Raw genomic sequence first — 17,008 nt, forward strand, 5'->3', positions numbered from 1 at the left:
TCAGTATTCGTGTGCATCCACAAGCATGCGTCACAGGATCAAGAAGCAGGGCTTACGAAAAATTGTCCAGGAAAAAGTAACGACTTTAGTACGGCTAGTCGCTGCAACGCCTCTGGAGCAGTTTTTTGTCAGTTCTAAAGATGTCGCACAAAAATGCACCATCAAGATTGATTAAGGTACCAACCAGGAGTTCTACGTGAAAATAATATCCGCACGCATGACGACCATCTGTCTGGCGTCGTCTCTACTCTGTTTACAACTGGCAGGCTGCGGTGGTTCCAGCACCGCTAATTCTGCCACCCAGAATGGCGCAAGCAATACGCCCACGGCAGCGCCACCGCAAGCTGCACCCGCGACAGAAACCGCGCTGACGCCGGTGAGCGCCAGTGCCAGTTCGATGGAGCGTGGTGACCTGTCTGCTGCTGCGGCGATTGATCACAATGAAACCACGCGCTGGAGTAGCGGATTTACTGATGATCAGTACCTGACACTGGATTTCGGCAACTCGGTAACCATCAACCGCGTGCACATAGAATGGGAAAACGCTCACGCTACACAATATTTGTTGCAAGTCTCTGACAACAATGCGGATTGGACCACGATCAAGACCGTGGACAATAGCCAGGGGGGTACAGAAGACTTGACCGGGCTCAGCGGGCAGGGGCGTTATTTGCGCATGAAGGGTATCAAGCGTGCTACGCAATACGGTTATTCCATTATCGAAATCCAGGCGTTTTCGGGTGCGCCAGTTGTGTCGCAACCGGGCACAGATCCACAGCAACCGGTACAGGTTGATCTGACTAAACCGGGCGTTGCGGTCACACCCATTGCGGCGACCTCGTCTGCAGTGGAGAACCAGGCCATGTCGGCAGCAATGGCGATCGATGGCAAACTGAATACGCGCTGGAGCAGCACATCTGAAGATGGGGCCTGGATACAGTTTGACTTCGGTGCCAAGACGCCGGTCGGCTACATGAAGCTGGTTTGGGAAAACGCCTACGGCAAAGAATACGCGTTGCGTGTGTCGGATGATGGTCAGACCTGGTCGCAACTGCGCTATGTCAGCGGCGGCAAAGGGGGCACGGAAGAATTCTTTAATCTCGGTGCCAATGCCCGTTACATCCGTCTGCAAGGCGTGGCACGCGCTACACAATATGGGTACTCACTTTTTGAAGTGGAATTCAAGACACCGGGGAGCGACAACACACTAGCCAATGCTACGACATCGGCACTGAAATTCCCGGCCAGTGGCAGTGGCCTGGCACAATTGCCTGCTGCCGCCGAGCCGCTGGAAACGCTGCAGTTCACCCTGCCCGATGGCACGCTGGTGACGCGCTTTGGTGCGCGCGGTCTGGCCCGCCATGGTCGCGAACGTGGTGAAGAATGGAATGAAATTGGTTATGGCCCGAATGAGACTGTCGATCCGGTGACGGGCTTGCCGGTTGATAAAGGGCCCGGTAATTATCTGACTTTCGTTCCTCAATATTTTAAAAATCGCACCTGGGGTTTTGAGATATTAGACAATAGCCGCGTGGCGGGTGTGACCAAACCGACGCTCACCGTCAATCAATATAATACCGTAGACTTTTTACCCGGTGGTGTTGCCTTCTTCCGCGGTTTTGATCGCGTCGGTGTGACTGGTTATGGCTGGATGAACCCGGGTGAACTGGTCGATCGCAGTGTCGCTATCTGCAAGCCGGTTCCTTACCCGGCCAATGGCAAACTGGCGAGCGTTGATGGTGTCAATGGTGCCTGTACCTTGCGCGTCAAGGAATATCCAGGGCATGGTGATCTGGATGCAAATGGCTTCCCGAATGGTAATAATATTCCGGCGCGTCCGCTGGTTGCGGGGGATGTGATTGAAGTATCACCGTCGATGTTTTCGACACCGGATGGCATGGCTGCGAAAGGTGATAGTGGTGGTGTGCGCTATTACTCATCCGAGTGGATTTATGTGGTAGGGACGGGCCTGAAACCCTGGTATGGTGTGCAGCCACGTTTGAATTCAGTACCGCTGCCGGATGAGACTTTGTCGGGTGGCCAGGGTTCGGTATCCTACAATTATTCGGACAATGCTCTGTTCATGTTCCAGCAACCGCATAACAATACGGGTATGCAAAACATCCAGCGCTTTGTTGAAGGCCGCCGCCTGGTACACACCAACTTCACCACAGGTGAGCATAATGAGCCAGGCAATGATCGCTATCTTGCGGCTGTAGGCTTACAGGGGCCACGTTTCAACCAGTCTGCCTGTATAGCCTGCCATGTGAACAATGGCCGCAGTGTGGCACCAACGGCCGTCAACCAGCGTCTGGACAGTATGTCCGTGCGTGTGGCGACGGTGAATGCAGCGGGGCAGCAGTTGCCGCACCCGCAGTATGGCAGCGCGGTTCAGATGAACGCCTTTTCGACGACCGGCGTGCCGCAAAATTGGGGTACCAATGTTAACGTGGCCGGATTTGAAACCAATACAAGCAAGCTGGCAGATGGCACTGTGGTTGAATTACGCAAGCCAACACTGGCGTTCGAAGGTGCAGTGCCGGCTGTCTATTCGCTGCGTGCTGCCCAACCGATGATAGGCATGGGCTTGCTCGAAGCGATACCAGAAGCCGACATCCTGGCCCGTGCCCGTACTGCGCCGGATGCAGATGGTGTCTTGGGTGTGGCCAACTTTGTCTTTGAACCTGAAACCGGTGCTGTTCGCCTGGGTCGTTTTGGCTGGAAGGCATCCAAGGCAACCCTGCGTCACCAGGCGGCGGCTGCACTGTTGGCGGACATGGGTGTGACTTCCGCGCCTTACCCTAACCGTAGCTGTACGACTGATCCTGCCGGATGCGCTGCTGCAACACCTCAGCAAGGTATCTCGGAAGCTGATCTGCAATCGATCTCGCGTTATCTTGCGCTGATTGCTGTACCAGCACAACGCAGTATTGCCAGTGGTTTCCCTAAAGGTGTAGCGCCGCTGGATGAACACCGCATTGATGCGCAACAGGTCAGTGCCGGTGCCAAGCTGTTTCAGGGTATGCGTTGCGCGGCTTGCCATACGGTTGAGATGAAGACAGGATCGGGTCATCTTTTAGCAGAATTGCGCAACCAGACCATACGGCCTTACACAGATTTGCTGCTGCATGACATGGGCACAGGTCTGGCCGACAAACTGGTCGAAGGCCAGGCACTGGGCAATATGTGGCGCACTTCACCCTTGTGGGGAATAGGCTATACCGACAAAGTCATGGGCAACAGCAGTAAAGTTGGTTACCTGCATGATGGTCGTGCCCGTAACCTGACTGAAGCGATAATGTGGCATGGTGGTGAGGCAGATCGTGCACGTCAACGTTTCCAGAGCTTGTCCGCGACAGACAGGGAAGCCTTGCTGGCCTTCTTGAAGTCGCTTTGATTGGGTAGTTTTTCATGATGTTGACTGCTGAGCAGTTTGTCTGCTCAGCAGTGGTTATCATTGATTTATGTGGCCAAGGCTGGCCCAATGTTGATGACTGTATCCATACAATTATTTGATTGTATTGACAGTAGGCCATATGATATCTCGTCACAACCCGGTTTATTCAGGCAGACAGCATTGTTTTGACCAGTACTAATCTCCATCCTGACATTTCTCAAAGGAATTTATGATGAACAGACTCATGGTTACAGAAAAAATTATCGCCGCTAAAGTATCCCTTGGTATTCAGTGGTCGGATGTCGCTGCCAAAGTCGGACTTAGCAAGGAATGGGTCACTGCTGCCTGTCTGGGGCAAATGACCTTGAGTAAGGAGCAAGCAGACGTTATCGCAAGCATATTCGGCCTGACTGAGGAAGAAACCAAGTGGCTGACCGTTACACCGTACAAGGGTTCTTTACCCACCACGGTCCCAACTGACCCGCTCATCTATCGCTTCTACGAGATGGTCAATGTTTATGGAACCACGTTCAAAGCCCTCATTCACGAAGAGTTTGGCGACGGCATCATGAGCGCCATTGACTTCAAGATGGATTTGCAGCGCGAAAACGACCCAAATGGTGACCGTGTACGCATCGTCATGAGTGGCAAGTTCCTCCCTTACAAACAGTACTGATTTCTCAAGCTTAGTTACACAGGAACACAGGAACACAGAAAGACGAAATCATGCATATCGCTATTCTCACCTTTGAAGGTTTCAACGAACTCGATTCCCTGATTGCCCTTGGTGTCCTCAATCGTGTCAAGAAGCCAGACTGGCGCGTGTCGATTGCCAGTCCTGCGGCACGCGTCAGGTCGATGAATGGTGTCGTCATCGAATCACATGTCTCTCTTGATGAGGCAAGTGCTGCCGATGCAGTTATTGTGGGCAGCGGCATGCAAACACGTGAAGTCGTCGCCAACGCATCGTTGATGGCGCAGTTACGGCTTGATCCGACCAGACAATTGCTGGCCGCACAATGTTCCGGCACGCTCATCCTGGCCAAGCTCGGCCTGCTCGACAGGGTGCCAGCATGTACCGATCTGACCACCAAACCGTGGGTCCAGGAAGCTGGCATTGACGTGCTGAACCAACCTTTTTTTGCCAGAGGCAACGTCGCTACCGCTGGAGGATGCATGGCGTCACCTTATCTTGCCGCCTGGATTATTGCACGTATGGAAGGTATCGAAGCAGCAGAAAGTGCACTGCATTATGTCGCTCCAGTAGGTGAAAAAGAGGATTACGTGTCGCGCGCGATGCGAAATATCTTGCCCTACCTGAAAGAGCAGTTGGTAAGCGTTTGAGTAAAACAGTTTAAAAAAATTAGTATATTCCTGGCCGCAGCATGCCAGTAATTAACTGATCTGACGATATCTGACGCTGTTGCATTCCAGCGGCTTGGCGTTCTACGTTGTACGGCGCAGATAGTCTCTGTTGGCTAAGATGCTCAACATGATTGTCTACATTTGCTCATGACATATCCGGAGCAGGGCGGGTGAGACCTGTACCGTACGACCACATTAATCATCACTATCATGGCGATGCATGATCAATGAAGTAAATGGCCGTCCGGCGCGAATTTCACCTGCCCTACAAGAATCAAAACGGCGAAGTTGGCATCACAGTGTTCAGTTTGACGAAAGCAGTACTGCAATCAAATGGCGTGCTCGTTCCAGGTACACCGGATACGGTCACATCTTTTGTGGTGGATGGTACGATACTGTTGGAGAAGCTTACTGCTCCTGGGCCGAAAGTGAAGTGGGCCGAGTCTGCTGTTACGGTCGGTTGTGCACCATCGAATACGACGTTATCGAGGCTCACTGTCAATGGATTATTTTGCCCATTGACCTCGTAGCCATTAAAGAGCACCGTGCCGCCTGCGTATTTCGTACTTCCCAAGCTATGGACGGATTTGAGTTTGATATTGGTAAAACTAGGAAATGGCCCGGTGTTTGAGGTCTTATAAAAAGGGTCAAACACAATCGGCGTCTGCATATTGCGCATACACACGTGGTTGTAGGTCACGTTATCTACCACGCCACCTGCGCCAGCATATGACTTGATGTGCAGGCCCGAGCTATTGGATGCATTCTGTCCGTCTATTGTCAGGTAGTTCACGACCACATTACTAATGCCTGAGTCGGTCTCACTGCCCATCGACATCCCGTGTCCGTAGTAGAAATGATTATGAGCATAGGTGTGATTCTGGCTCAGTGCACCGTTATGCGCCTTGATCGCCACGTCGTCATCACCTGTGCTGATATACGAATACGCCAATAACACATTGCTTGACTGGCCAGGATCAAAGCCATCTGTATTTTTTACCGTGCCTGGTGTAAAGCAGGTTGCTGGCGTCAATACATCGGGTGTTGCGCCAGTGGGACAAGCATAATTGGCTTTGGAATACACGATGCTGGGGGATAATATCTTGATGCCCCAGGCAGTGACGCCAGTCACGCCGGAAGTGACGATGTGAAAATTGGGTGAATTTTGAAAAGTGGTGTTGTACATCGTGAAGTTGCTGCCGCCGGTCACTTGCAAAATTTTAGGATTTTGCTGATACAGACCAGCTGTCTTGTTTTGGTAAGCCACATCCCACCATGAGCGCTGTTTGGCATTGGGACCATTGGTAAGCAGACTACCGCCGCGCCCGTCGATAATACCGTCACCCACGATGCTGCTATTGCTGGTGCCACTGACTGAAATCAATGGATTGCATGATTTTGTATTGGCCACTGTTGCGGTACCGCATGTGCCAATGCCATTGTCATAATCGGCTGGGTTACGCGAGCCAAACAAGGTTACGCCGGAATCGATCCATAAGCTCACGCCCGACTTTATCGTCAACGGACCGCTCAAAAATGCCGATTGTCCGGCAGAGCCTTTCGTAAGCTTCACGGCCTGTCCCGCAGCACAACTGTTGATAGCGGCCTGAATACGAATGGCGTCTGGTTTGGAATTCGCAGGATTAGCGTCAGCAGCATCCAACGAACCAGCTACCGGTGTCAAGGTCGCCGTCAATGTTTTACACACTGTTGCAGGTAGCGCCGGTTCAAATACCGTGCCCCACTGCGTCGTCACGGAAGTGGCGGAAGATGCTTGTGCGGTCATTGGGAAAATATGCATCAATGCCGAGCAAATAATGCCGATAGCAGGGAGCTGCCTATTTCTGATTTTTTTCATGTTTGTCTCCAAATATTGCTGATTTGAATGCGCCAGTAAATATTCACAAAATTATTCACAAAAATTAATAAATGTTACCCACGCAAATAATCACGCATTTACCTGAAGACAAAAATTGTGAAAATGACTGAATCCAGTTGCTATTTTGATTAATCTGAATTCCTTTGTTCGCGCACTTCCGACTGCACGCGCTATGGATTCAAAAAAAGATAGTATACACAAGTGAATTATCAAAAATCACCAATGCGCCAACTTGCTGAAAAGTGTTGGTCGTGTTGCTTAATGCTTTAAAAAAATTCCGCAATACCCGACTTCGCGATTGCCTACAAACTGTTCGGTCCACAAAAAGCAACAATATCTTGAAGGATGTAGTTGTGACGCGTCAATGAAAGCGTAAGCTTGTTGCGCTCAGAAGCATAATCATGTCAAAAATCGACTTTTCAGGCTTTTAAATTTCACGTAATTGAAAGCACAGGAAAACAATAATTATTGTCCAGATAAAAATATTCCCGTGTTCAGCCAAATGTGAATGCAAATGCACCGACGCCTGCGCCAAGAAAACGAATTTCGAACGTGCACTCTTTGACCTTGCCGGATTGGCGCACGAGCTGATAAAGACGCGCTTCGGTAACGATGCCGTTGCCTTCTGCATCGGTATCCGAACCGTGATCTGCGCCAGGTGCATGACCATCGATCCTGACTTGAAAATGTACCGGCATGCCGTCCGCACCTGGCCCAAGAACCAGATGCAAATCACGCGCGTTGAAGCGATACACAATACTGCCATCCGCCCGGTTAAGGTTTGCACGTTCTGCACCAACAGTCCAGTTGCCCGCCAGGCTCCATTCATTCAAATGTGGCACATTCATCACGTAATCGTAGGCGACATCTTTTTTCAGGCCGCTGGTTGAAGTGAAATTCGATGCTTGCTCATAACCGACGTAAGTTTCGCCGGAACGAAGATGTGCGATATCCGGCACCGCCTGTTCGGCGCTGGCCTGCGGTATTGTCAGTGCGACCGCAGCATTGGACCTGCCGGCTTCGGCCAATAAGGACTGGATGACGGTTTCAGCCTTGTCGTAGTTGCCTTCACCAGCAAGACGCGCCCTGATTCGACCCTGCGCATCGACGAAGTAGAAGACTGGCCACGCGTTGTTACGGAAAGCGTTCCAGATGTGATGTTCGCTGTCGACAGCAATTGGGTAATCGATCTTGAAGCGCGTAATCGCTTTCCTGATATTTGCCGTGTCTTTTTCGAAGTCAAATTCTGGTGTGTGCACGCCGATCACGACCAGACCCTGATTACGGTATTTCTCTGCCCAGGCGCGTACGTGTGGCAGCGTGCGGATGCAGTTTATGCAGGAATAAGTCCAGAAATCGACCAACACGACCTTGCCGCGTAATTGTGGTGAATCGAGCGGTGGCGAATTCAGCCACGCCGATGCGCCGCCGAGAGAAGGGAGCTGTCCAAGGACCGGCAAATTATTGGTGGGGATGGCACCATGCGATTTCATCGCGTTGTTGTTTGCCTCGTCGGCCGCGGACATGTTGGTGAGCATCGCAACACCGAGACCAACTGCGATGAGAGTACTGCTAGCGAACCAGCGATGTAAGTGTTTGCGAAATAGAGAGGTAAAAAAAAGCAGCATGAGAATTCCTTTTTCATTCATGTTACAACGATGGCTTCTGATTCCCGGGATAGCTCAAGACTGGACGTCTCTGACTTTGTCTGACTGCCAGACAAAGTCGGGTGACACAGGTAAAACAGGATTATTGTGATGGATCTACCTATTATCTGCGGCTTTTTCAATCACCTTCGCCACTATTTCCGGCTGGGAAACCATGACTACGTGAGAGGCCCCTTTTACTTCGATGACATCCTTCGCATTCGCGCGTTTGGCCATAAAGCGCAGACCTTCGACCGGAATGTTTTTGTCGGCAGTGCCATACACGAAATAAGCGGGCAACTGTTTCCAACTAGTACCAGTTGACGCTTCGTTGAGGGCAGCGACAGTCACCGGCCGCTGGCCAGCGGCCATCAGTGCAGCTTGTTGTCGTGGCACATCGGCAGCAAATTGCTGGGCGAACTTGTCCTGGCGGATGTAGAGCTCCTTGTTACCGTCGGCTAACGTGACAGGATCGGCAAGCGCATCGCCTAGCGTTCCACCGGGAAATTTACCTGCCAGACCGGCGACGGTTTCACCCTGTTCAGGTGCAAAGGCGGCTACATAGACCAGTGCCTTCACTTCGGGGTTACCTTCGGCAGCTTTGGAAATGACCATGCCGCCGTAAGAGTGACCGACCAGAACCAGCGGGCCCTTGATGGCAGCGACGACGCTTGCGGCATATTGCGCGTCACTTGCGATGCCGCGCAATGGGTTGGCGACGCTAAGCACAGGGTAACCTTTGGTAGTCAGCCTCTTTGCCACGCCGTCCCAACTGCTGGAATCAGCGAAGGCTCCGTGGATTAGTACGACGGTGGGTTTGGAGATCGTACCCTGGATCAGGGGAATGGGCGCTTCGGCATGCGCCAGCGGCACGATGCTAGTAAACGCTACGGAAGTGGCAATGGAGATCAGTAGTTTCTTCGTATTCATGACGGACTCTTTATTGGATCAGGTTGAAATGGTGGAGCAGGGTAATGCTGAACTCTTTCTGCGTTGAATCAGGCCAGGGTGACGCTTACTTCTATGTTGCCGCGACTCATCTTCGAATAGGGGCAGATCTGATGTGCAGCAGCTATCAGGTCTTGCCCCACATTGTGTGGCAGACCTGGCAGACTTACCTTGAGGCGCGCCTGTAAGAGGAAGCCGCTGCTTCCGGTGCCGAGATCGACTTCGGCATCGACGGCGGTGCCAACTGGCAGAGACAAATTCTTTTCCTTGGCAGCCCGCCCCATGGCACCGATGAAACAGGCCGACCAACCTGCAGCAAACAGCTGTTCCGGGTTGGTCCCCGTGCCATGACTACCAGGAGGAGACAATTTGATATCGAGACGGCCATCGTCGCTTTGTGCAATACCGTCGCGGCCGCCGGTGGTGTGTGTTTTACCGGTATAGAGAACGGTTTCGATCTTGTTCATGATGTTACCTTTAAGTTTATCGGTGCTAGAAGAATATAAAAGTGCAATAAGGCGTTGCTGACATAAGAATGATTGACAATGAGTGGTCACGTTCGCCTGAAAATTCAGGTGCTAGCCATCATCAAAAATGGTCGACTTCGATCACTGCATCAGCAAAGGCGCGTGGTGCTTCCTGTGGTAAGTTGTGGCCGATACCACCAGTGATCAATTCATGCTTGTACTTGCCGGTGAAACGTTTGGCATACGCAGCCGGATCGGGATGCGGCGCACCGTTGGCATCGCCTTCCATGGTGATGGTCGGTACCGTAATAGATGGGAAGTTCGCTAACCGCGTTTCCAGGTCATAGTATTTTGCTTCACCATTTGCCAGGCCGAGCCGCCAGCGATAGTTGTGGACGGTGATGGCGACATGGTCAGGATTTTCAAGGGCCACAGCGCTACGGTCGAAAGTGGCGTCGTCAAAGTGCCATTGGGGTGATGCCGTTTGCCAGATGAGTTTTGCGAAATCGTGCCGGTTCTTTTCATAGCCAACGCGACCGCGCTCGGTGGCGAAGTAAAACTGGTACCACCATTGCAGTTCAGCCTTGGGTGGCAAGGCTTGTTTGCCAGCCTCCTGGCTACCGATCAGGTAACCGCTGACAGAAACCATACCTTTGACGCGCTGTGGCCACAGTGCTGCAACGATACCAGCTGTACGGGCACCCCAGTCATAACCGGCGAGAATGGCCTTGTCTATCTTCAGCGCATCCATTAATGCCACGACATCTGAAGCAAGCGCAGCTGGTTCGCCATTGCGCACGGCATTCGCATCGAGGAAACGTGTCGTACCGTAGCCGCGCAGATGTGGCACGATCACGCGATAGCCGTTCTTTGTCAGCATGGGCACGACGTCGATGAAGCTGTTGATGTCATACGGCCAGCCGTGCAGCAGGATCACTACCGGGCCGTCGGCCGGACCTTCTTCAACATAACCGACGTTGAGGTCACCGGCGTTAATCTGCTTGATGGACGTGAAACTGGCCACCCTCTGGTTTGCTGTTGCAGTCTGGCCCGATACAGTGTTTATCGATTGTGCCTGGGCTGTTTCCGACAGTGCGAATTGCGCGCCGGCAAGGGCGAGTGCGGCAGCGGTAAGGACGAGGCGGTGACGGTTGGTGACGTTGTTAATGTATTGGTGCATTTGTTTTCTCCAGTGATAGTGGCTTGGTTTTCAGATTTCAGTTGCAATCGGGGCCGACAGTTTATTTTTGATAATTTAATTATCGCGATAATCATTATTAAGATAAATATATATAAATTCCTGACACTTTTCAAGTACGATAATCATTATTTCGATAATTAATTTTGCGGAGATGTCAAATGAGTAATATGTTAAACACCAACCAGGACGTGGCTAAGCTGGGTGACTTCATGTGCTTTGCCGTTTACTCGACCAACCTCGCTTATTCGCGCGTATATAAACCAGTGCTGGAGCAGTTAGGACTTACTTACACGCAATACGTCACCATCATTTGCCTATGGGAAAAGGACAAGCAGACTGTCAAGGGGCTGAGTGAGAAATTGTTTCTGGAACCGAGCACGATGACGCCCATGCTAAAACGTTTGGAAACGATGGGCTATGTACGCCGCGAGCGCGACAGCGAGGATGAGCGTAGCGTGCTCGTGTCGCTCACTGACACAGGGCGGGAATTGAGGGAAAAGGCATTTGCCTTCCGCACGGTGACGGCCAAGGCATCCGGCCTGGAGCCGGAGGAATTCCGGGTGCTGCAAAAAGCTATTGTCAACTTGCGTACCAACCTGATGAATGCATCCAGCCAGAACGCTGCCGGAGGTGGCGAGCAATAAGCTTTATTCTTGTCCTGCAGATGTTTATTGAGACCCGGGAACTCGCCTCACTTTATTTATAAGATGAGTTCCAGCTCGTTTGATTGTTCATCAGCGCGATCGCTTTACGCTCGCAACATTCTCTTGAATGGAAACAATATGAGATCATCAAAAAATCTTCAATGCGATGCGTACATTAATTCTCGTGCGCGTTGCCGTTCTGCTTCAACAGGAAAAGATTTGATCAAAAGTTCCTGAATTTGAATCGTGCGTTCAGAAAAATTGAGTTGGTGATTTTGATTGATCTGCTCAGCCGTATTCAGATAGCCTGTCAGCTGACTTGCCAGTTGCGGCCCCGTATTAGCCCAGCTACTAAAACTACGGATAGCCTTATTGAGCACCCACTGCACGTGACGATCATGACGCAATTCGTCGCTTTTGTTAGACCAGGTTGGTGGTCGGGGAGGGACTGGTTGCTCGTCATTTGAGAGCGTGTTTGTGTTTTGATCTTGAATTGTATTGTCTTTCAGTTGCGTTAACTCATCTAATATCTGGGTTAACTGTGCGTCGTCATTTTGGTACCACGCATGCACGACCGTCTCACCCAGGAACCCGAGTCGCGTGCGGTCGCGCTGGTCACGCCAGGTGCTGATGCGCCGGACATCTTGTAGTGTTATGTCCTTACCGGTTGCACCAAAATGATGGGCTGCAAGTAACTCATCATGCGCTTTCATGTAGGCCTGATAATGTTCGACAATGAGCATTGCTTCGTCATAGGCGGGTGGTGACAATGTACTTTTGAGGTGACTGCGCAATGCGCCTGCCCGGTCAGCTGAAACATGCTCCAGCAGGAAAAAATGAATGACATCGAGCAAAGCGCTGTTGACGACGAGTTGCTGATTTTCAGTTGCCAGCCCTGTAGGTAGCAAGCGGCTGTCAATCGGTGAAAATGATACTTCTTCAACCTTGGCTGTTGGGGTCATCTGACCAGGGCCAAATACCATGGTCGACAGGTTTGCCTTGGCACGTATTGGCGTAAGGTCTTCCTGCTCCTGGTGCCAAAAATATTGTATCAATAACAGGACAATGACCAGCATGATCGCGACAGGGGCATGTCGGCCATAGTGTTTCTTTGGATTGGCTTTGAGTGAAATTGACATGGGAATTTGTTTATAAATTGCCGGTTTAATGGCGTGCCAAACTATCGTCAGTTACGTTAATTGCGTTTTCGTGTATGCATCAGGCCATACAAATAAAAATAAATAAACACCTGCACAATGAACCTTGGCATGAAATGGATTCCGGCTCCGGTACCCTATTCATGCCTTGGAAAAGTCTTATACTAAAGTCTTGTGCAAAAAAAGAGGCGGCATTGCTTTAGAAGACAGACGTTGGAACCCAGCCATCAGAGCCAGCGAGGAAATTGTTAGGCTGGTACTGTGTGGTTTGCGAAGACGTCAGATAAACAGTGTATTTTTCCCTGGTTTTTGCTGTGAAACCTGCTGCACCTGGTCCGGAAGAACCATATTCAGCAAAATACGATGTCGGCAAATTGTTGGTGGTGCCCGGGGTAAATTCAATCATGCCCGCTGTGTTAATTGGTGCCTGTATATTGCTGTTGATGAATATATTGGCAGCTAATGCGCCCCATGGCCGTCCCAGGTAGGCGGCGGTCAAACCTGTTTGTGGATTGCTGGAAATTGTGCTGTTATAGAAAACGTAGCCACTGAGATAGTTCGTGAAGCGCCTGTTTTGCGCGGTAATAGTGACTTCTCCGCTCAGGCTTCCATGCTGGTCAGCAACAATAACGCAATTGTCAAATACAGCAGCTCCATCACCAAAGATGAAATCGACATTACCTTCGATGGTTACACCATAAAAGTAGGAACGGGCCGGAGTACAGGTAGTGGAAGAGCAACCCAGGCTGCCGACATACAAGGTATCTTGTCGGCCAATCAGATGTACATTGCGAAGTACGGATTTGTCAGACGCAAGAAACAGTGCAAGTGCCTGTGTTTCAGCGTGCCCGTCCTGGGTATAAGTATTTTGAATGGTGATGTTGTTTGCAAAAAATCCTGCGCCTGTGACGATGACAGTTGATGAGCCTTTATCACCGACTGTTCCGCCGTTACCGTCGGATTTTTGTGCCCAGTAACTTTGGGTAACGACGGTGGAGGTGGCATGTGCACCCTGGCCTATCAAGCGAACATTGGGTTTGGTGATGGTCACCTGTTCAGTGTAGGTGCCTGGCGTGACGTCAATCTCACCACCATTTGACGGCAACGCGTTGACGGCGGCCTGTATGGTGGCGTAATGGCCTGTTCCCGTACCACCAACTGTCACTTTCGTGATGGCATGGCTTGCCGCACTGCTCAAAAACAAAGCGACGGTAAGTGCAATTTTCCATGCACTATTCTTTTCTCTCATGTTGTCTCCTTATGCCGGGACACGGTGAGCATGCCCCGGCTATTGCAGTGATCTCAAGTCACTGCTTTGTCTGATTATTTGACTATTTATGGGGCTACTTTTTTGTTAACCCGCATGGTTGCGTTAAACGAGTAAAAACTCAGAATGTGCAGGTGGGGACTGCGCCACTCATAGTAAAGCTGCTTGTAGTCACGCCAGTTCCGGACGGAACGTCATTTGAGTCAGTGAGGCCGACATTGGCATATTGGTCGCCGCTTTGTGCAGTTGCGTCCAGTTTGACGTGTGCCAGGTAGGCATTGACAGGAAAGCTGGCATTGCGACCGTCTATCCGGGTATAGGCTCCTGATACGGACGAAGTTGCATAGGCACCGTTGACGACAATGTCTGACACCGTCGGTGTGCCGCCAGAGACAGGGCATGCGTGATAATTGGTGTCCATGACGATCAAATGTTTTGCGCCAGTAATACAGGTATTGACGTAGCTAACCTTGCTGACTGTCAAGGCACAAGGGCCAGTTTTGATGTTGATCGCATTGGCGTTGGCAGATGTGGTTCCGGAAAGATCAGCGCCGTAGACATAGTTATTTTTGAACAGGATATTTGATACGGTATTTTTGTAAATACTACCGATCGAAAGACCATGCGTGCCGTAAAGCTGGCTATTTCTTACCGTGATGTTTGAGGCATTTCCAGAATTGGTTTTGACAGCAATACCGTCGTCACCAGCTTCAATGGAAGAGTTCGCTACCGTAGCGTTGGTGAGGCTGTCAATGTCAATACCATCAGCATTGCTGCGGGTAGATGGGGTGCGTATGATTAGCTTCCACGCGGTGAAGCCATTGCCCCCCTCGACGTACAGATTCGGGAAAACCGATTCCTTGATGGTAACGTTGTAGACAGTAAAATTGGTGATGTTTTTTGCTTGTACCAGGCGAGAACTGCCGCTGAGAATATCACCGCGACCATCAACGGCACCCGGGCCCATCAAGGAAGCATTGGTGCCATTGAACAGGATGAACTGCGCATTGCTTGCGTAGCTATTATTCCCGTACAGGGTTACACCGGAATTAATCACCAGGGCTGCACCGTTAACATTCAAGCTGTTGCTATAGAAAGCATTATTGGAACCTGACGCAGCGAGTACAACGCTTTTCCCTGTTCCTGCGCAACTGTCTAACGCAGCTTGCAAACGACTCGTGTCGTCTGTAGACGGTGGGGAGGCACGTTGCGAGCTGGTAAAGGTAGCGGTAAGTGTTTTGCAAACGCCAGGGTAGGTCGGCTCGGTTACTGTGCGGCTGTCCCCAGTTGCCAGCGTTTGTGCGCCCGCAGATGCGGACAATACGAGTAATGTCGTGATTAAAGCATGCTTGCGAATTGCATTAATTGCAGTCATAAAAGTCTCCTATTTAAGCATTGTAATTATGTAATTTATGTTTAAAACATTAACATTGGTTGGGCCAAATTTAAATTGGTCCAACCAATGCTAGATCACGTTATAGATATATCTGCTTCCTTTGTCAAGGAGAAGAATGTTGCTGCTGTTGGAAGTGAGATACAAAGATGAGATACGAAGATGAGATGCAAAGGTGAGATGCAAAGCGCTGGGCAACAGCTAAACCAAAATATTTATTTGGAGCAAAAAAAACAAAGCCAGATTTCGGCTTTGTCTTTTTTCTGTTGAGTAAATCAGTTTCAAGCCTAATCTGCGTTGAAAAAAATTTTGATAATTCAAGCAAAAAAAATGGTGAATAGCGAGACAGCTATCCACCATTTTTCCCCACCATTTTTTGCCAATGAAATGATCAGCGGCGATCGCAGCTTAAAACACCGTTTCAGCAATATTTTGTTGCTCCAGCACGGCGCGCAGGGTATTACCTGCAGGGCGTTGATCTGGTTTACCGGCGAAGGCACATTCAGTCAGGCCGTTCAGCAGTTCTGCATCGCGCCCGCTGAACAACGGGCAACGTGGGAACAGTTCTGCCACCCAGTCAACAAAGGCACGCACCTTGGGTGACAAATGCCGGTTGGCCAGATAGACGACAGAGATAGGCATGGGCGCAGGCGTCCATTGCGGCAATACCTCACGCAGCGCACCGGATTGCAGATGTGGCATCAACATGAAGCGTGGTGCCTGTATCAGCCCGAAGCCCTTGATGGCGCAATCGATATAGGCTTCCGAGTCATTGACAGAAATCTTGCCATTGACGGTAACGTCTATGGTCTTGCCATCGACGATGAAATCCCAATCAAGATTACGGCCAGTACGGCTGGAAAAATAATGCACAGCCTGATGGTGCCGTAAATCTTCTATGGTCTGCGGTTCGCCATGGGTATCCAGATAATCTGGTGCGGCGCAGGTGATGCTCTGGAAGGTGCCTATGCGTCTGGCGATCATGCTGGAATCCTGTAGCTCGCCTACCCTTATCACGCAGTCAACCGCTTCCTGCACCATGTCCACCATACGGTCGCCCATACCCATGACCAGTTTGATGTCGGGGTAACGTGAATAAAATTCGCAGACTTGCGGCAGCAGTATCAGTTTGCCTATTGATGTAGGTACATCAATGCGCAACTGACCCTTGGGGCCACGGGCAACATTCTGGAACGATGCTTCGGTCTCATCCACATCGGCCAGGATACGCACGCAGCGCTCATAGTAGGCGGCACCATCGGGCGTCAGGCTCAGGCGGCGGGTGGTCCGGTTCAGCAGGCGCACTTGCAACAGACTCTCCAGATTCTGGATGGTCGTAGTCACGGTCGTGCGTGGCAAGCCCAGGCTGTCGGCTGCCCTGGTGAAGCTGTTTGAATCCACCACACGGGTGAATACCTGCATTGCTTGAAAGCGGTCCATTATTGATTCCCTTCATGACGCCTGAGATGACACATCGGTTAACACTTGTTAGCGAGTGCTGGCGTGTTGAGTGATTCTCAAGTGTAGTCAGTATAAATGCATTTTTGGGTTTGATTAGTCGACCTGGTGGAATAGTGATGTTGGATTATCGGTGTTTATCCCGAAACGTGTAGCGCCTACTATTCGTTCCAATCCTCAATCCAT

The 17,008-nt window shown here is 50.8% G+C and carries 13 protein-coding genes; 4 read left to right on the forward strand and 9 right to left on the reverse strand.

Annotated features, from left to right (window positions below; genetic code table 11):
- The first annotated feature begins 217 nt into the window (after positions 1-217).
- From AC1RVX_RS24905 to AC1RVX_RS24915, 3 genes are all read left to right on the forward strand, one after another.
- Positions 218-3,397: a di-heme oxidoredictase family protein gene (locus AC1RVX_RS24905; RefSeq protein ID WP_493219389.1), complete on the forward strand. Its 3,180-nt coding sequence runs from the start codon at positions 218-220 to the stop codon at positions 3,395-3,397.
- A 232-nt stretch (positions 3,398-3,629) separates the two neighbouring features.
- Positions 3,630-4,073: a cyanase gene (gene cynS / locus AC1RVX_RS24910; RefSeq protein ID WP_493219390.1), complete on the forward strand. Its 444-nt coding sequence runs from the start codon at positions 3,630-3,632 to the stop codon at positions 4,071-4,073.
- A 50-nt stretch (positions 4,074-4,123) separates the two neighbouring features.
- A complete protein-coding gene (locus AC1RVX_RS24915; protein WP_493219271.1) occupies positions 4,124-4,741 on the forward strand; it encodes a DJ-1/PfpI family protein in 618 nt (205 codons plus the stop codon).
- 295 nt (positions 4,742-5,036) lie between these two features.
- Here AC1RVX_RS24915 and AC1RVX_RS24920 read toward each other — a convergent pair whose 3' ends face one another.
- The 5 genes from AC1RVX_RS24920 to AC1RVX_RS24940 all read right to left on the reverse strand — a co-directional run bounded on the left by AC1RVX_RS24920 (position 5,037) and on the right by AC1RVX_RS24940 (position 10,882).
- A complete protein-coding gene (locus AC1RVX_RS24920; protein WP_493219272.1) occupies positions 5,037-6,620 on the reverse strand; it encodes a glycoside hydrolase family 28 protein in 1,584 nt (527 codons plus the stop codon).
- 515 nt (positions 6,621-7,135) lie between these two features.
- Entirely contained in the window at positions 7,136-8,167 is a 1,032-nt protein-coding gene (locus AC1RVX_RS24925; protein WP_493219273.1) for a thioredoxin family protein, read from the reverse strand.
- Positions 8,168-8,404: 237 nt separating this feature from the next.
- Positions 8,405-9,217: an alpha/beta fold hydrolase gene (locus tag AC1RVX_RS24930; protein WP_493219274.1), complete on the reverse strand. Its 813-nt coding sequence runs from the start codon at positions 9,215-9,217 to the stop codon at positions 8,405-8,407.
- A 68-nt stretch (positions 9,218-9,285) separates the two neighbouring features.
- A complete protein-coding gene (locus AC1RVX_RS24935) occupies positions 9,286-9,702 on the reverse strand; it encodes an organic hydroperoxide resistance protein (RefSeq protein WP_493219275.1) in 417 nt (138 codons plus the stop codon).
- Between the two features lie 121 nt (positions 9,703-9,823).
- Positions 9,824-10,882 carry an alpha/beta fold hydrolase gene (locus tag AC1RVX_RS24940; RefSeq protein ID WP_493219276.1) on the reverse strand — a complete coding sequence of 353 codons (1,059 nt, stop codon included), beginning with the start codon at positions 10,880-10,882 and terminating at the stop codon, positions 9,824-9,826.
- Between the two features lie 179 nt (positions 10,883-11,061).
- Between AC1RVX_RS24940 and AC1RVX_RS24945 the strand changes: the two genes are divergently transcribed.
- A complete protein-coding gene (locus AC1RVX_RS24945) occupies positions 11,062-11,547 on the forward strand; it encodes a MarR family winged helix-turn-helix transcriptional regulator (RefSeq protein ID WP_493219277.1) in 486 nt (161 codons plus the stop codon).
- 158 nt (positions 11,548-11,705) lie between these two features.
- Here AC1RVX_RS24945 and AC1RVX_RS24950 read toward each other — a convergent pair whose 3' ends face one another.
- From AC1RVX_RS24950 to AC1RVX_RS24965, 4 genes are all read right to left on the reverse strand, one after another.
- Positions 11,706-12,530: a hypothetical protein gene (locus AC1RVX_RS24950; protein ID WP_493219278.1), complete on the reverse strand. Its 825-nt coding sequence runs from the start codon at positions 12,528-12,530 to the stop codon at positions 11,706-11,708.
- 373 nt (positions 12,531-12,903) lie between these two features.
- The gene (locus AC1RVX_RS24955; protein WP_493219279.1) at positions 12,904-13,953 is read right to left on the reverse strand and encodes a pectinesterase family protein; all 1,050 of its coding nucleotides are present in this window, start codon (positions 13,951-13,953) and stop codon (positions 12,904-12,906) included.
- 139 nt (positions 13,954-14,092) lie between these two features.
- Positions 14,093-15,346 (reverse strand): glycosyl hydrolase family 28 protein, encoded by a 1,254-nt coding sequence (locus tag AC1RVX_RS24960; RefSeq protein WP_493219280.1) that lies wholly within the window; start codon positions 15,344-15,346, stop codon positions 14,093-14,095.
- Between the two features lie 426 nt (positions 15,347-15,772).
- Positions 15,773-16,804: a LysR family transcriptional regulator gene (locus AC1RVX_RS24965; protein ID WP_493219281.1), complete on the reverse strand. Its 1,032-nt coding sequence runs from the start codon at positions 16,802-16,804 to the stop codon at positions 15,773-15,775.
- Between the last annotated feature and the right edge of the window lie 204 nt (positions 16,805-17,008).

This window comes from Undibacterium sp. GW821-FHT11B02 (assembly GCF_058808955.1).

What these genes read in the sequence shown, in the direction of transcription:
- AC1RVX_RS24905 (WP_493219389.1), top strand. Translation starts at nt 218, where the DNA reads ATGACGACCATCTGTCTGGCGTCGTCTCTACTCTGTTTACAACTGGCA.
- cynS (WP_493219390.1), top strand. Translation starts at nt 3,630, where the DNA reads ATGAACAGACTCATGGTTACAGAAAAAATTATCGCCGCTAAAGTATCC.
- AC1RVX_RS24915 (WP_493219271.1), top strand. Translation starts at nt 4,124, where the DNA reads ATGCATATCGCTATTCTCACCTTTGAAGGTTTCAACGAACTCGATTCC.
- AC1RVX_RS24920 (WP_493219272.1), bottom strand. Translation starts at nt 6,620, where the DNA reads ATGAAAAAAATCAGAAATAGGCAGCTCCCTGCTATCGGCATTATTTGC.
- AC1RVX_RS24925 (WP_493219273.1), bottom strand. Translation starts at nt 8,167, where the DNA reads ATGTCCGCGGCCGACGAGGCAAACAACAACGCGATGAAATCGCATGGT.
- AC1RVX_RS24930 (WP_493219274.1), bottom strand. Translation starts at nt 9,217, where the DNA reads ATGAATACGAAGAAACTACTGATCTCCATTGCCACTTCCGTAGCGTTT.
- AC1RVX_RS24935 (WP_493219275.1), bottom strand. Translation starts at nt 9,702, where the DNA reads ATGAACAAGATCGAAACCGTTCTCTATACCGGTAAAACACACACCACC.
- AC1RVX_RS24940 (WP_493219276.1), bottom strand. Translation starts at nt 10,882, where the DNA reads ATGCACCAATACATTAACAACGTCACCAACCGTCACCGCCTCGTCCTT.
- AC1RVX_RS24945 (WP_493219277.1), top strand. Translation starts at nt 11,062, where the DNA reads ATGAGTAATATGTTAAACACCAACCAGGACGTGGCTAAGCTGGGTGAC.
- AC1RVX_RS24950 (WP_493219278.1), bottom strand. Translation starts at nt 12,530, where the DNA reads ATGGTATTTGGCCCTGGTCAGATGACCCCAACAGCCAAGGTTGAAGAA.
- AC1RVX_RS24955 (WP_493219279.1), bottom strand. Translation starts at nt 13,953, where the DNA reads ATGAGAGAAAAGAATAGTGCATGGAAAATTGCACTTACCGTCGCTTTG.
- AC1RVX_RS24960 (WP_493219280.1), bottom strand. Translation starts at nt 15,346, where the DNA reads ATGACTGCAATTAATGCAATTCGCAAGCATGCTTTAATCACGACATTA.
- AC1RVX_RS24965 (WP_493219281.1), bottom strand. Translation starts at nt 16,804, where the DNA reads ATGGACCGCTTTCAAGCAATGCAGGTATTCACCCGTGTGGTGGATTCA.